The 14,596-nt window shown below is 49.5% G+C and carries 18 protein-coding genes; 11 read left to right on the top strand and 7 right to left on the bottom strand.

Features of this window, described 5'->3' with window-relative positions:
- Window positions 1-18: 18 nt before the first annotated feature.
- The 4 genes from HKN79_10890 to HKN79_10875 are packed head-to-tail and all read left to right on the top strand — an operon-like array spanning window position 19 to window position 2,460.
- On the top strand, window positions 19-399 hold the full coding sequence (locus tag HKN79_10890; GenBank protein ID NNC84072.1) for a hypothetical protein: 381 nt from the start codon (window positions 19-21) through the stop codon (window positions 397-399).
- 34 nt (window positions 400-433) lie between these two features.
- On the top strand, window positions 434-874 hold the full coding sequence (locus tag HKN79_10885; GenBank protein NNC84071.1) for an SRPBCC domain-containing protein: 441 nt from the start codon (window positions 434-436) through the stop codon (window positions 872-874).
- Between the two features lie 45 nt (window positions 875-919).
- Window positions 920-1,441: an AAA family ATPase gene (locus tag HKN79_10880; protein ID NNC84070.1), complete on the top strand. Its 522-nt coding sequence runs from the start codon at window positions 920-922 to the stop codon at window positions 1,439-1,441.
- Entirely contained in the window at window positions 1,438-2,460 is a 1,023-nt protein-coding gene (locus tag HKN79_10875; protein NNC84069.1) for a hypothetical protein, read from the top strand. The genes HKN79_10880 and HKN79_10875 overlap by 4 nt, the downstream gene beginning before the upstream one ends.
- Before the next feature lie 2 nt (window positions 2,461-2,462).
- On the opposite strand, the gene HKN79_10870 is transcribed toward HKN79_10875, so the two are convergent.
- From HKN79_10870 to HKN79_10860, 3 genes are read right to left on the bottom strand one after another with little or no spacing between them, the layout of a single operon-like run.
- Window positions 2,463-2,810, bottom strand: coding sequence for a translation initiation factor (locus HKN79_10870; GenBank protein ID NNC84068.1), 348 nt, complete (start codon window positions 2,808-2,810; stop codon window positions 2,463-2,465).
- 7 nt (window positions 2,811-2,817) lie between these two features.
- Window positions 2,818-3,258 carry a hypothetical protein gene (locus HKN79_10865; protein ID NNC84067.1) on the bottom strand — a complete coding sequence of 147 codons (441 nt, stop codon included), beginning with the start codon at window positions 3,256-3,258 and terminating at the stop codon, window positions 2,818-2,820.
- 46 nt (window positions 3,259-3,304) lie between these two features.
- Window positions 3,305-5,608 carry a patatin-like phospholipase family protein gene (locus HKN79_10860; protein NNC84066.1) on the bottom strand — a complete coding sequence of 768 codons (2,304 nt, stop codon included), beginning with the start codon at window positions 5,606-5,608 and terminating at the stop codon, window positions 3,305-3,307.
- A gap of 88 nt (window positions 5,609-5,696) precedes the next feature.
- On the opposite strand from HKN79_10860, the gene HKN79_10855 reads away from it, so the two are divergent.
- Together HKN79_10855 and HKN79_10850 are read left to right on the top strand one after the other, a co-directional pair.
- On the top strand, window positions 5,697-6,692 hold the full coding sequence (locus HKN79_10855) for a S1/P1 Nuclease (protein ID NNC84065.1): 996 nt from the start codon (window positions 5,697-5,699) through the stop codon (window positions 6,690-6,692).
- 54 nt (window positions 6,693-6,746) lie between these two features.
- Window positions 6,747-7,496: a DUF4197 domain-containing protein gene (locus HKN79_10850; protein ID NNC84064.1), complete on the top strand. Its 750-nt coding sequence runs from the start codon at window positions 6,747-6,749 to the stop codon at window positions 7,494-7,496.
- 49 nt (window positions 7,497-7,545) lie between these two features.
- Here HKN79_10850 and HKN79_10845 read toward each other — a convergent pair whose 3' ends face one another.
- Window positions 7,546-7,791 carry an RNA-binding protein gene (locus tag HKN79_10845; GenBank protein NNC84063.1) on the bottom strand — a complete coding sequence of 82 codons (246 nt, stop codon included), beginning with the start codon at window positions 7,789-7,791 and terminating at the stop codon, window positions 7,546-7,548.
- 185 nt (window positions 7,792-7,976) lie between these two features.
- Here HKN79_10845 and murQ point away from each other — a divergent pair, with 185 nt between their 5' ends.
- Complete coding sequence (gene murQ, locus HKN79_10840) at window positions 7,977-8,789, top strand: N-acetylmuramic acid 6-phosphate etherase (protein ID NNC84062.1); 813 nt, start codon at window positions 7,977-7,979, stop codon at window positions 8,787-8,789.
- 134 nt (window positions 8,790-8,923) lie between these two features.
- On the opposite strand, the gene HKN79_10835 is transcribed toward murQ, so the two are convergent.
- Complete coding sequence (locus HKN79_10835; protein NNC84061.1) at window positions 8,924-9,655, bottom strand: SIMPL domain-containing protein; 732 nt, start codon at window positions 9,653-9,655, stop codon at window positions 8,924-8,926.
- Between the two features lie 63 nt (window positions 9,656-9,718).
- Entirely contained in the window at window positions 9,719-10,684 is a 966-nt protein-coding gene (locus HKN79_10830) for a glycosyltransferase family 9 protein (GenBank protein ID NNC84060.1), read from the bottom strand.
- Window positions 10,685-10,754: 70 nt separating this feature from the next.
- Between HKN79_10830 and ftcD the strand changes: the two genes are divergently transcribed.
- Genes ftcD through HKN79_10810 form a run of 4 tightly spaced genes read left to right on the top strand, consistent with a single transcriptional unit; the run spans window position 10,755 to window position 14,290 of the window.
- Complete coding sequence (gene ftcD / locus HKN79_10825; GenBank protein ID NNC84059.1) at window positions 10,755-12,440, top strand: glutamate formimidoyltransferase; 1,686 nt, start codon at window positions 10,755-10,757, stop codon at window positions 12,438-12,440.
- Window positions 12,441-12,444: 4 nt separating this feature from the next.
- A complete protein-coding gene (locus tag HKN79_10820) occupies window positions 12,445-12,954 on the top strand; it encodes a hypothetical protein (protein NNC84058.1) in 510 nt (169 codons plus the stop codon).
- Window positions 12,955-12,957: 3 nt separating this feature from the next.
- Window positions 12,958-13,851 carry a mechanosensitive ion channel gene (locus HKN79_10815; protein NNC84057.1) on the top strand — a complete coding sequence of 298 codons (894 nt, stop codon included), beginning with the start codon at window positions 12,958-12,960 and terminating at the stop codon, window positions 13,849-13,851.
- Window positions 13,844-14,290 carry a 3-oxoacyl-ACP synthase gene (locus HKN79_10810; GenBank protein ID NNC84056.1) on the top strand — a complete coding sequence of 149 codons (447 nt, stop codon included), beginning with the start codon at window positions 13,844-13,846 and terminating at the stop codon, window positions 14,288-14,290. The genes HKN79_10815 and HKN79_10810 overlap by 8 nt, the downstream gene beginning before the upstream one ends.
- Window positions 14,291-14,302: 12 nt before the next feature.
- Here the strand turns inward: HKN79_10810 and HKN79_10805 are convergent.
- The coding region (locus tag HKN79_10805; protein NNC84055.1) for a hydroxymethylglutaryl-CoA reductase at window positions 14,303-14,596 on the bottom strand (294 nt) is incomplete at its 5' end.

Genomic DNA, 14,596 nt, shown 5'->3' with positions numbered 1-14,596 from the left:
GAGCGTGTAGAATGAGGTATGCGAACAATCATTCTACTCTCACTGCTCGTCACATGGCCTACTCTGAATTCCGCACAATGCTGTTGTGCCTATCTGACTCTGGAATTCCAGGACCGATTCGGGAGGGAGATCCTGGCAAATGATCCAAACTATACCATCGACCTGGTAGATGTCGGTCATGAACAATCATACGTAGAAAAGCGCTTTCAGGCGGCCAACATCATTCAGATAGACACGGGATGTGGCTTGGATTCGGTGGTCGTCCACATTGAGAATGTCGTACAAGAGACCCGTATGGAGTTGCACATCATCGGTATACCTGGAGATGTGCCACTCAAGCTGGAACCACTCATCTATCTGCCTGGCACGTGGCGCGTACCTATGGCTTTCCTATGGTGAATCAGAATTCATTTCGACATAGTATTTTTGGGTCATGCCGACTCATTCTGAACCCATCACCGTCACTCTTACCAAGTCCTATCCTTGTAGCAGTGCTGTCCTTTGGAGGGCACTGACCGATCTCGAGGAGATGCATCAGTGGTACTTCGAGCAGATACCCGCTTTCAAGGCCGAAGAAGGATTCGAAGTACGTTTCGATGTCTACAATGAAAGCAGACATTTCCCTCATCGTTGGATCATCAAGAAAGTGGTCCCATATAGGAAGTTGGGCAAGGACTGGATCATAGAGAACTATCCAGGACAAGGATATGTCACCTTCGAGATTTTCCCCCGTGACCACGCCTGTGAATTGAAATTGACCAATACCGGTCTGGAGACCTTTCCGCAGGATGTGCCCGAATTCAAGGAAGAAAGCTGCCGTGGGGGATGGGAGTACTTCATGGGAAGACTCTACGACTTCGTGAATACAGACTGAAGTGCTAGTATCGGCATCCTTATCCAATGAGTATCTTCAGAAGAAATGGATGAAGGAGGGCCCATATTGATCTTAGTGACCGGTCTACCTGGCTCTGGGAAGACCTACTTTGCCGATCATCTGGCCGAGCGATTGAATATCGAGCATTTCAACAGCGACCGCATACGTAGATCGATTCAGGGACATCCAGAGTACAGTGACGAAGACCGCATGAGAGTCTATCAGACCATGCATGAAAAGGTCACAGAACTATTGGACGCAGGTCGCTCGGTAATCGTGGATGCTACCTTCAGTAAGTCGGAGTACCGCAGACCCTATCTGGTTTGGGCTCAAAAGAAGGGCATCCCGGTCAAGGTCATCGCACTGACCGCCCCTGAAGAGATCATCCAAGAGCGGGTCGATCGAACCCGTCCCGATAGCGATGCGGATTTCCAGGTCTATCAGAAATTGAAGACAGAGTACGAGCCTTGGGAACAGTCACTACTACGCTTGAGCAATGATGGTCGGGAAATCGGATTATTGATCGAAGATGCTTTGGACTACCTCCAGAACAATACCACTTCATGACCGAAGCAGAGATACAGCAACTGGTGGATGGTGGAGAGCTCCCGAACGGAAGACGATCGGAGGAACTCATCAGCACGCATATCTCTTGGGTCTTGCTTACTGCGGATAGGGTCTATAAGATCAAGAAACCCGTGAAGATGTCCTTCTTGGACTTCTCTTCCTTGGAGCTACGCAAATATTATTGTGAGGAAGAGCTACGCCTCAATCAGCGACTGACCGATGGGGTGTACTTAGATGTCCTTCCCATCTATAATCAAGAAGACACGTGGAGCATCGGTAAAGGAGAAGGAGAGATCAAGGACTATGCAGTCGAGATGATTCGATTGGATAATGACCGTGAGATGGACGTGCTGCTGGAGCAAGGTGAAGTGACTGCTGATCATATCTCTTCCATTGCGGATATCTTGGCCAATTTCCATAAAGAGTGTGAGATCATACATGGACAGGTCTCCGCCCGATCCATCTGGGAAGACTTCCGCGATCTGTCGAATCACCGCGCCTTCATACGTAGTCATTTCAGCGCTGGGAATGCCGATCTAATGGATAGGAGTATGGAATGGGCGGAGAACTATTTGAAAGAACATGAGGAGCTGATCGAGAGACGCGATAGAGAAGGCTTCACACGAGATTGCCACGGGGACCTCCATTCTGGGAATATCTTCTTGATCGATCGCCCGGTGCTCTTCGATTGTATAGAATTCAATCCCCACTTCCGGCAGATCGATGTGCTCAATGAGTTGGCATTCTTTGCCATGGACCTGGATGGCTATGGTAGAGAAGACTTGAGTGAGCACTTGATCGCTACTTATCAGATGCACCATCATGTGATCCGGAGTAAGGAAGAGGAGAAGCTATATCTGTTCTACAAGCTCTATCGGGCCAATGTGCGCAGCAAGGTCCACGTCATCAAGTGTGAACAAGAGATAAAGTCGGAACAGGAGGGAGTGGATATTACCAGGGTATCGGGATACTGGAAAAGCTATCTGGAATATTTCGAGAAACTGAAGGCTGACCGATAGTATCAGCCTCCCTTGCGCTTGGTGCGATAGCCTTCTTTCTCGAGGATCTCAATGACCTTATCGCGTTTGTTTCCTTGGATGAGGATATCTCCTTCCTTGGCATTTCCACCCACTCCACATTTGGTCTTGAGCATCTTGGCCAGATAGTTCAGGTCATCATCGCTCCCTACAAAGCCTTCGATCAAGGTGACTTCCTTTCCCTTGCGCTGTTTCCGGTCGATGCTGACATAAAGCAATTGCTCGTTGGGAGGGAGAGTCTCTTCTTCCTCATAAGAATCGTCTGTACCGTAGTTGCTATGGGTGCTGTAGACCATGCCATCGAAGCCCCGTCTTGTCTTCTTCTTACTCATAGCTTCATCAATCTACTTTCTCCAATTCCCCTTGTAAAGTCTGACCGAAGAGATGGGTCTGGAAGACATATCCTTTCCTATTGGTCTCAAGAATACGCGTGCGTATGGTATCGTACTGTGTATGGAATTGATCCACCTGGCTGGAGGTGCTTTTGAATACCAAAGTGTACGAGCATGGCCCATCCCAGATGATGGTATACACATCCTCGACCTGCCTACCGTCCCGGGTCATGGTCTCGGTCTGCTCACCTACTTCCTTGGTGATCTTCTCTACACCCTTTGCCGTTCGCACCTCGAATTCCTGCTCACCGGTCAAGGTACGTGTGATCTTGACCTCTTTGTAAGCCGTGTCGGTATAGCGGTATTCACCGGTCCTGAAATCCTCGCAGGTATAGTCTCCGCATGCGATGAGTAGGAGAAGTGAACTGACGATAAGAATGATGCGCATAGTGTTCCTTTAGCGGAGCAAAGTAAATAAATAGCTCGCCTTGAGCTCAATCTCGTTCGGCCACGGGTGGAGGTGCCGCATCCAAGAGCTGTATCAAGCGCTGGATGGACTGGCGATTCTCTTTGCTATAGACCGATTCTTCGATCTGCCGCTTCTCCAAAGCGGTCAAGTGCCAGCTCATCGAGACATTCTCTTCTCCGGGTTGCTGCATCTGCAGTATGACCTGATCCAAAGGGACCTTCAGCCACTTACGGGTAGAAGCATACAATTCATCGTGTACGAAGTCCTGTGACTTGATGAAATTACCGTATACATTTCCCAGTGGGCTGGTCAATCGGGAAAGGATGCGCTGTGAGTCCACCTCACCTTGGACATCTTTCCGCTTATCACGGACTTGGAGAATGACCACTCCACTTGTATTCTCCTCGATCCATTGCTGCATGGAAGCAATGAAGCGGAAACTGACCGTGAATCCGAAATTATCGCGGATACCTGCATCCATCAATTGCATGGTAGGCTCAGAGGGTAGACTTACCTGTGGGAGGATATAGGGGAAGGTGGCATTGGCCCTCAATAGACTGGTGAATCGGGCATCATCCGCTCCGTGATCCTTGAAGAGCGAGCGGAATTCAACGAAATCGAATTGATGGTCGATGAGTTCAGCATGTTCATCGGGAAGTAGGGTCATGAAGGTCAAGTCCATAGGAGAGACCAGGAGCTTGCGCCCATCATTGATAATGGTCGGGTAGAGGATGAGCATAGGGATCTCCGCATCGGTTTCTGGTTGGCGGTACTCACTCAAGGCCCTATCCAGTCCTCCTTCTGTATTCTCGAGCCATTGTTTTTCAAATCGATAGGCTCGATCCTTTGGGTAGGCTTTACCGTCATACTCGAATCTTCCCAATTGGAAGAGGAGGTCAGTGGAGGCGATACTCAGCAAGACAGGATTGAGTATGTCCCGAGAAATGGCCTGTTCCATCGCATCGCGTTTTGCATAAAGGGGCCCTGTCTGGTCGGAATAATAACACTCACGTAGATAGGCCAATCCGAGCATGCCTCCGGATGCACCGCTCATCAATGCTGTACGTTCCATCAGTCGTCCTTGAAGTAAGCTGTCCACATGACTGAGGATACTCGTGGTCCATAATGCAGATCGCAGGCCTCCACCACTCACATTGACGATGAGTAGTTTTGGTTTCTCAGCATCTTGTTTTGCCCTCCATTTACCCAAAGTGGCCTCCATGGTCTGGCGTTGTTCTACCAGATGCTGTCCATCCTCAACAAGCTTCAGCAGTTGTTCTTCCGAGTAGGGAACGGGCTTGTTCTGATAATCCAGACCGTACAAGGCGTTCTGCTGCGGCAAGAACCGGAGGTCGTTGGAATAGTGATTGGCCACCAGTACGAGGATGACCAGCACGGTGATCGCCCATCCTCTGAACCATGACAGCAGGATGCTGAGTATCATCAGCATCAAGGTGAAGACGAGGATCACACTCGCTCCTCCAGGTATGGTGAATATGGGTAGTTCTCCGAAATTCATGATGATCAGAAAACTGATGACCAGACCTACTTCGAAGAGGGATGCATTGAAGTGATTCTGCCGGAATACCTGTCTTAAAGTCTCTTTTTTATAGTGATCGCTCTCTCTGGCCAAAGCGATGGAAAAGGGGGATCGGAAATAACTCTCCACCCGCCAGGGGCGCTGTCGCATACGCTTGCTCGACTGTCTGATCTGCTCACGCACGAACTTGTCGTAGAATTCATAGAACCTTCCTTTCCTGCGTTCTTCCTTATTGGATTTCACGAAAATGAAGATGTCCTTATTCGTACCTCTGAAATAGACGAGAGAGAAGAACATGAATACGAAGAACCCGAAGAGGAGTCCGGTCACATGAAATCCGATGTCAGCAGCACTCTCGAATTCGATGGCCCGCTGAAAAGCGATGATCTCCCAGAGATAGAAGGCCAAGAAGAAGCCGGGAATAAGGAAGTTGTTCAGACAGAACTTATAGAAGGGTGTAGACAAGGTCGCCAGAAAAGGAAATCGATAGGCATGTATGACGTAGGTGTAGATGTTGAATGCCATCACGAATCCTCCGAGTACGAAACCGATAAGGAAGTGGGACCAGAAACCTACTTCTCCCAGATACTCCGGATAAAGGAAAAGGAAGCTTACTCCATACTTGTTGGCCAATGCTCCCGAGATATATCCGAAGAGTAAAAGCCAAAAGATGATGAGGAGATGGTTCTTTTTCAGATGGAGGATGAGAAGCTGGAAAGGGAAGAAATAGAGGATAGATGACCACAATCCTTTTTGCTTATGGGGGCGCTTTGAATCTGTTCTCTCCACTGTTATCAAATATAACGTATGGGGATATGGAATGTTGGTACTTTTATTGTTCTTATCCGAATATCCGGTCCATGTTATTCACGTATCGATGAGGTCTATTTTCATTTACATATTGCTTGCCTTGATATGCATCCCGCAATCCGTGTCATCCAATGATATGGACCTGTGGGGATTCTTCGGACACAAGCGTATCAATCGCATGGCGGTATTCACTTTGCCTCCAGAACTATTCGGATTCTTCAAGCGCCACATCGAATTCATCACAGAGCATGCCGTGGATCCGGATAAGCGTAGGTATGCCGTAGAAGGAGAAGCACCGCGCCATTATATAGACATCGATCACTATGCGCATGGAGGTCAAGACCCATTCGAAGTAGTGCCTAAGCAATGGACAGATGCGGTGGAACTGCTTACCGAGGATACCCTCCAAGCCTATGGGATCGTTCCCTGGCATGTGAATCTCATGGTCACCCGATTGAGCGAGGCCATGCGGAGTGGGGACAGTTATCGCATACTCCGCACAGCTGCCGACCTAGGACATTATGTGGGAGATGCGCATGTACCCTTACATACTACTGAGAATTACAACGGTCAACTGACCGGGCAGAAGGGCATCCATGGATTCTGGGAATCGCGTGTGGTAGAACTCTTTGCTGATGAGTACGACTATTTCGTAGGAAAAGCGGAATATATCCCCGATGTGCTGGACTATGTGTGGACCGAGGTGGAAAAGAGCCATCGGGCGGTAGATTCGGTGCTCACATTCGAGCGTACGTTGGATGAGGAGTTCGGTTCGGATAAGAAGTACGGAGTGGAGACTCGAGGTTCAGTGACCATTCAGACGTATAGTCGTCCATATTCTAAAGCATATAGCGATATGCTGGACGGCATGATCGAGCGCAGGATGCGTAGAAGTATCATTTCTCTCGGTAGCCTCTGGTATACCGCCTGGGTAGATGCCGGACAACCCGATCTGGAGAAACTGGCAGCACCTCAACCTACAGAAGAGCAACTGGCCGAAGAAGAAGAGCTGAACCGCAAAGTGCAGGAGGGGAAGATAAAAGGGAGGGAACATCCGCACTGATACAGACAGGGCAAGAGTTTCAAGATGAGACAGAACAATAAAAGAAGGATAGCTATGATCAAAAGGACTTGGAAGTCAGGAGGTATGATACTCATGATCGCATTCATGATCGGTTGCACCGATCAGCAGGTGCTTGGTACACTGGAGACCGTATTGGGAAATGGGGAGGGGAGCAGTAGCTCCTTGACCAATCAAGAAGTCATTGCCGGATTAAAAGAGGCATTGAATGTGGGCATAGATATCGCCACGGCCAAGGCCTCTGCAGTGGATGGATTCAATGCGGACCCGCGTATCCACATTCCCTTTCCAGAGGATGCGATCAAGGTGAAGAACACGGTGGAGGATCTAGGCCTAGGACCCCAGGTGGATCAGTTCGTAGTGACACTCAATCGGGCGGCTGAAGAAGCCAGTAAGGAGGCGGCTCCTATCTTCTTGAATGCTATTCTGGAGATGAGTATACAAGATGGATTCGAGATCCTGCGCGGTGATCAGAATGCCGCTACGCTATATCTCCGGGATAAGACCTATGACAAACTCTATGACACCTTCAAGCCCAAGGTGCAGAACGCTGTGGACAAGGTGCAGGTAGGGGAGAACTGGACACCGCTGGCCAATGCCTACAATACGGCCACCTATTTCACCGGAGGCGAGCGCGTGGATCCCGACCTCAACAATTACGTCACTGTAGAGGCCATAGACGGGCTCTTCCTATTGTTAGCGGCAGAAGAGGTGAAGATTCGAGAGAATCCGGCTGCGCGGGTGACCGATCTGCTTAAAAAGGTCTTTGGAACTTTGGACCCATAAAAAAACCCGGTCTCCTAGAGACCGGGTCTTCTTTTCGAAAAAATCGCAATTACCTTCTTGGTTCCGCTTTCTTCACTACGATGTTTCGTCCTCTGACGTCTTGTCCGTCTAGAGAAGAAATAGCCTGATTAGCTTCCTCTTCGACAGGCATCTCTACAAATCCGAATCCTTTAGATCGACCTGTATCCCTGTCCATGATGACTTTAGCTGAATCCACGGCTCCATATTGTTGGAAGAGTTGACTCAATTCAGAATCACTTACTCCATAATCCAACTTTGCTACAAAAATGTTCATTGAAAAAAAATATAAAAAGTGAAGGGTAGGCAAGCAGAACTCTTCTTGAACACCCCATAAAAAAAAATATCCGAACCCTCATCAAGGAACTTCATCCTCAGCGGAGAACGGAACGCGGCAAAGATAGTGGAGAAATCAATAGGGAAGACTACAATCTATTTCTTGTAAGCAAGCACCTTTGTGTTATGACATTCATACGGACCACAGAAAAAGCCTCGCTCCACGAGGATCTGGATCAAAAAAGCATGCGTGAGATCCTGGAAGGGATCAATCAAGAGGACCAGAAAGTAGCCCAAGTGATCCAGACGATAATACCTGCGATCGAGGCCTTTGTAGTGGAGACCTTGCCTAAGATGCGAGAAGGAGGCAGGCTCTTCTATCTGGGAGCAGGCACCAGTGGTCGATTGGGTATTGTAGATGCCAGTGAGTGTCCTCCCACCTTCGGAGTGCCATATGGACTGGTGGTCGGGCTCATGGCCGGGGGCGACTCAGCTATTCGGAAGGCTGTGGAGTTTGCTGAGGATGATACTACACAGGCATGGAAGGATCTGGAAGAATATGCAGTGGATTCCTTGGACACGCTAGTGGGCATAGCTGCTTCAGGTACCACACCTTATGTCATCGGAGGCTTGAGGACCGCCCAAGCACATGGTATCACAACAGCCTGTATCACCTGCAATGAAGACGCTCCTATCACTGAAGTGGCCGATCATCCGCTGGTGGCCGTGGTAGGTCCGGAATATGTCACCGGGAGTACACGGATGAAATCAGGTACCGCCCAGAAGTTGATCCTTAATATGATCTCCACCTCACTGATGATCGGTCTGGGTAGAGTGAAAGGAAATCGGATGGTCGATATGCAACTCAGCAATGATAAGCTGGTGGATCGCGGTACCCGTATGGTCATGGAAGCGCTGGAAGTCCACTATGAAGCAGCAAATGCCCTCTTACTGGAGCATGGTAGTGTGAGAAAGGCGATCGATTCTCAGAGAAACTGAAAGATTCCTGTGACTTTTTCCGATGTCCACCGTCTTTAGGTGGAGTTCAATGGTATTAAGGTCTACGACTAAATAATCCAAACGCGGATTTTGGGGTATCGATTCGGCTATGTTTCGGTGCCCCTTTTTTCTTTCTATCCGTCCAGATCATACTCCAAGCGCACCGTGATAGATGCCGTTTTCTCTCGATCGGTGGTATTGAATGTGCCACCCCAACTGTAATCCTCATTGCTGTTCTGTCCTGTGATCTGGAAGATGCCCATCTTGGCATTGTTCAGTTCCCCCAATGAACTTCCACTGTTCTGTGCGATGCGTTCAGCTCTGGAGTGCGCATCTTCTGTGGCCTTGGATATCAGCTCGATCTTCAGGTCAGCCAGTTTGGAGTAGTAATAGCGGGGTGGTAGACTGTAGAGTTGGATGCCTTGATTCAGCAACTCGGTCACCTCTCGAGAAACGAGTTCCACCTTGTCCACTTCTTCAGATTCTATTTTGACCGCTTGGGTCAAGATATATCCAGTGAATTCCTCCCCGCGATAGCGCCCGTCATCGCTGTAGATGGTACGGGTGTTCTTGCGGGTATTGACTGCGGTGAATACGATGGACGATTCGGGGATACCCTTTCCAAGAAGGTAGGCTTTGATGCCCTCTTTGCTCTGGTTCAATTCGGAATAAGCATCCTTCAGTTCCCATGCTTCAGTTGAGAAATTGGCCTCCCAAACTATAAGGTCGGAACTGAAGTCGATCTCACCCAATCCCGTCACAGATATCTTTCCAGGGAGTTGACTTCTCTCCACATAGGCATTTCCCAGCAGTCCAGCGGCTACTACGATGGCCAGTCCAAAAATGATTGCATTGATGTGTTTCATAGTCCTGTGCTTGATGTACTAACGATGGGAAAGTCCTGTCGGTATCCCAAAAGTAAAGCTTCATCACCTCACCATGGAATCGATGGCTATCTCAGCGCATTTGAAATGACCTTCTGGACAGGCACTCTTCCCATGTAAGCCACAGGGGCGACAAGATAAGTCATGGTGTGTTTCTGCTATGTGCGAATGCTTCGATAAAGGCCCAAAACCGAATTCAGGTATCGTGGAACAGAAGATGGCCGTGACAGGCGCATCCATAGCCGAGCAGAGATGTAATGGGGCCGAGTCATTGACATAGCTCATCACTGCACCTCGCATCAATACCGCTGATTGGAGTAGACTCAGTTCTCCACAGAGATTCACCACACGGTCCCGACTGCATCGGGCGATGATCTCATCGCACATTTCTACATCTCCAGGTGCTCCGATCATGAGTACTTCTTTCTCTACATCAGTAGCTTCGATGAGTTCTACCCATCGCTCGATAGGCCACTGTTTCGTAAACCAGACCGAACTCGGTGCCATGCAGATGTAATCTCCGTCCCATTGTGCTTTATCCTCATCCTTCTTACTGGGATAGAGTCTAGGTAAAGCATGGACTTTTCCGAAGAGCGGAACCAGGAGGTCCATCAGGCGATCCACCTCATGGCGTCCATCACCGATCTCGTGAGGTATCACGTGGTCGAATGTCCATGACATCGGATTCTTGTCGTACCCGATCTTCATTGCAGCCTTCGATCGGGAGGTGATCAGTCCCGTGGTCATGAATCGCTGGCAATTCAGTACCACATCGTATTCGCTGGCGCGGAGCTCCTTGATAATCGAGGAAAGCTGTTTGAACTTGGGAAGGGATTTATCCAATACATGCAAGCGCTTCAAGAAGGGATGACCTGCATAGAGCGACTCATTGCCTTTACGCACCATCAGGCTGATACTGCTTACTTTCTCCTGCTCATTGAGAGCTTCGAGCAGAGCAGAGGCCAAGATGGCATCTCCGATGAAGGCTGTCTGGATAACAAGGATGTGCACGGGCTGAAGGTAGAAATACCTCGGAAAGAAGAATGGCTTGGCTATTTTCACGGCCCTTTATACCAGCAATATGAAACAACTCATCGAATGCGTCCCCAATATCTCCGAAGGGCGCGACCAGCAAAAGATCAAGGCCATCACTGATGTAGTGGAGACCGTAGAAGGGGTCAAACTCTTGGATGTGGACCCGGGAGCGAGTACCAACCGTACGGTCATCACTTTTGTAGGAGCACCCGAGGCCGTTTGCGAGGCTGCATTCCGCCTGATCAGAAAGGCCAGTGAACTCATCGATATGAGTAAGCATAGCGGGGAGCATCCGCGCATGGGAGCCACTGATGTCTGCCCACTCATCCCTATCTCAGATATCTCTATGGATGAGACGGCCGAGTATGCCAGGCAGCTAGGTAAGCGCGTAGGAGAAGAACTCAATATTCCTGTCTATCTCTACGAGAACGCGGCCAGCAATGAGAAGCGGAGGAATCTGGCCTATGTCCGACAGGGAGAATATGAGGGATTGGATAAGCTGGCCACAGAAGATTTAGGCCCGGACTTCGGACCACGAAAATTCGAGGGCTCGGTCAAGCAGACCGGAGCAACGGCTATCTCGGCCAGGGACTTCCTAGTAGCCTATAATATCAATCTGAACACGACTTCTACGCGCAGGGCCAATGCCATCGCATTCGACATCCGCGAAGCGGGTCGGGTGAAGAAGACCAAAGGAATCACCGGGGAGGTGCTGACCGATGAAAATGGCGAACCTCTTCGCATACCCGGCACACTGAAGGCGGTCAAGGGTATTGGATGGTATATCGAGGAGTATGGTATCGCCCAGCTCTCATTGAACCTGACCAATATCTCAATCACTCCTGTACATGTGGCCTTCGATGAGGCCTGTAGAGCGGCCCAAGCACGCGGAATCCGGGTCACAGGGTCAGAACTGGTGGGATTGATCCCCAAAAAGGCCATGCTGGACGCGGCCGATCATTTCTTGAAGAAGCAACAACGATCGCTCGGTATCTCGGAAGAGGAGAAAATGAAGATCGCAGTCAAGTCTCTCGGCTTGGACGATCTCAAACCCTTCGATCCACGTGAGCGTGTGATCGAGTATCTCATCGAGGATGAGGGAGAGAGCAGGCTCATCGATATGGACCTGAAATCCTTTGCAGCAGAAACGGCCAGCGAGAGCATGGCTCCGGGTGGCGGTTCCATTTCGGCCTATGCTGGAGCATTAGGTGTGGCATTGGGGACCATGGTGGCCAACCTGAGTGCACACAAGCGGGGGTGGGATGACCGCTGGGAAGAATTCTCTCAATGGGCAGAGAAAGGGCAAGCCTACATGGATAAGCTCCTCTATCTGGTAGATGAGGATACCCGCTCTTTCAATGGGATCATAGCTGCATTCCAATTGCCCAAGGGCACTGAGGAAGAGAAAGCCACTCGCCAAGAAGCAATCCAAGAGGCTACCAAGTATGCCATTCAGATTCCATTCGAGGTGATGAAGACCTGCTACGAGAGCATGGAGGTAATGGAGGCCATGGTCCAGAAGGGCAATCCTAGTTCAATCACCGATGGGGCTGTGGGAGCACTCTGTGCCCGGGCAGGAGTGATAGGAGCCTTCATGAATGTGAGGATCAACTGTGTGGATTGTACCGATCAGACCTTCGTAGACAAGGTTTTAGCCGATGCAGGACGAATAAAGGAACAGGCAGTGGCACTGGAGAAGGAGATACTGGGTATTTTGGAGGATAAACTGTGACCATATGCGGCTTTTAGAGAATGAGAACATCCTTTGGACTTCCAAACGCAAGCGATATATCCTTACTGACAAGCGCTTACGAGAAGAAATTCCTAGTCTCTTTGGGGCAACCATCAAAAGCATCACGCTTTCTGATATACGCAGCGCAGAGCTAAGGACCATTTGGAACTGGTCCTATATGCGGAAGGCAATCTGGCTGTTCCTTTTGGCGAACGGGGCGGTCATCCTATTCAATAATTTCTTGCGGACGACCGAACTTTTCAAAATGATATTTGGAGAGCGGGCTATTCAGACGGATGAAGCACAGACTGTATTCGATGTCTCAGTCATTCTTATGGCTGTTGCATTGGTTGTGACCTTTCTACTGGTCAAAAAAGTATTCTCATTCCATACGACAGCTTTGACCATCGACATACGATTACGATGGATGGACTTTGAAGAACGCGAAGGCTTCATCAGTCAGGTCGAAAGTGCTAAGCTGTATTCGTCTATGACCGACACATACATACCTTGAACAATGATCGATCGTTTTACCGAGAAGATATTGCAGATATGGGACCGACTTTTAGATCTTGTGCCGGCCCTTGTCATTGCCTTGGCGGTGATGGTCGTCTTCGTTATACTCGGTAAACTGGTATATCTGGTGATGAGCAAGCTGCTCGATAGGCGGTGGAAGGGAAGTCTTATCGCTGGTTTTGTGGCTCAGGTCTTCAAGTGGCTCGTCTATCTGGTAGGTGTGACCGGGGCCATCGACATCTTGGGCTTTGGTAACATGCTGAGTGGTCTATTAGCAGGAGCCGGTATTGGAGCGGTCATCATCGGATTCGCTTTCAAGGATATTGGGGAGAATTTCCTTTCTGGCATTCTACTGGCTTTCAATCGGCCGTTCAAGAATGGAGATATCATCGAGGTAGACAGTTATAAAGGCACGGTCAGGGACTTGACCTTACGTATGGTCCATCTCCGTAGCGCAGAAGGCAAGGACTTTTTCATCCCGACTTCCTATCTGCTGAAGAATACCGTCATCAACTACACCCGAGATGACATCCTGCGTTTGGAGTTCATCGTGGGTATCTCTCCAGAAGATGACATCGATCGTACGCGAAAATTGATTTTGGATCATCTGGTCAAGGATGACAATATCCTCGATTATCCCGGGCCCAAAGTCAATACCAAGGAACTCGGGGAATTCACCGTGGATCTGCAAGTGATGTTCTGGGTGGATATCACAGTCAATCGGAAGACGGCCGATGAAGAACTGGGTCATACGATCCGTAGCAAGGTCATCACTGAGGTGAAAGAGCTGCTGGATGATGCCGGGGTGTCCATGCCTTCTCAAGTGCTGGAGCATCGTATGTATAAGGACGAGCGCTTTCGCATAGAACAGACTGGCACCCAGAAGGATGGATAAATCCCACATCCATGCGCATCTGATCCACTTGCTCGAAGAGCGTATCGCAGAACAAAGGACTTCTATAGAGTCACTCAAAGCCTCTCGTGACAAGGAGAGCAAGAGTACCACAGGAGATAAACACGAGGTGGGGCGTGCCATGGCCCAGAACGAATTGGACACCCAGGAATCCCAGCTTCAGCGGACGATCGGTCTTCTTCGTGAGCTGCAAAATCTGGATCCCACTTTCCAAGCGGATACCGTAGTCAAAGGCAGTCTGGTCACTACAGACAAAGCCACATATTTCCTGTCGATCGCCTGGGGGAGATTGAATGTGGATGGGGAAGAGGTGTTCGTTATCTCTACAGCCTCACCTCTTGGAAGGCAGATGATCGGCAAAAGAGCAGGACAGCACCTGGAATTCAACTCCCAAGTGCAGCGTATAACTGCTGTATCTTGAGTACTTAGAAGATCAATCTTCTTTCTTCACCTTCCCACGTATATCTTGGAATACACGCGTCACGGCCGACACACTTACCGTATCGTGCTTGAAGTGCTCGATAATCTGCGCTTTCTCCTCTTCGGTGCATTCTAACTGATTCATGATGTTCATCAAGTGCATCTTCATGTGTCCTTTCTGGATACCCGTGGTCACCAGCGAGGCCACCGCTCCGAAATTCTGTGCCAGTCCGCTGGCCGCAATGATTCCCATGAGTTCCTTGGCATCTGGTTGTCCGAGCAGGTCCAATGAGAATTTCACCATGGG

This window comes from Flavobacteriales bacterium (genome assembly GCA_013001705.1).
In the GTDB taxonomy this organism is placed as follows: Bacteria; Bacteroidota; Bacteroidia; order Flavobacteriales_D; family JABDKJ01; genus JABDLZ01.
The sequence above is the reverse complement of the archived record's forward strand: the minus strand, read 5'-3'. Positions and strand labels throughout refer to the sequence as shown.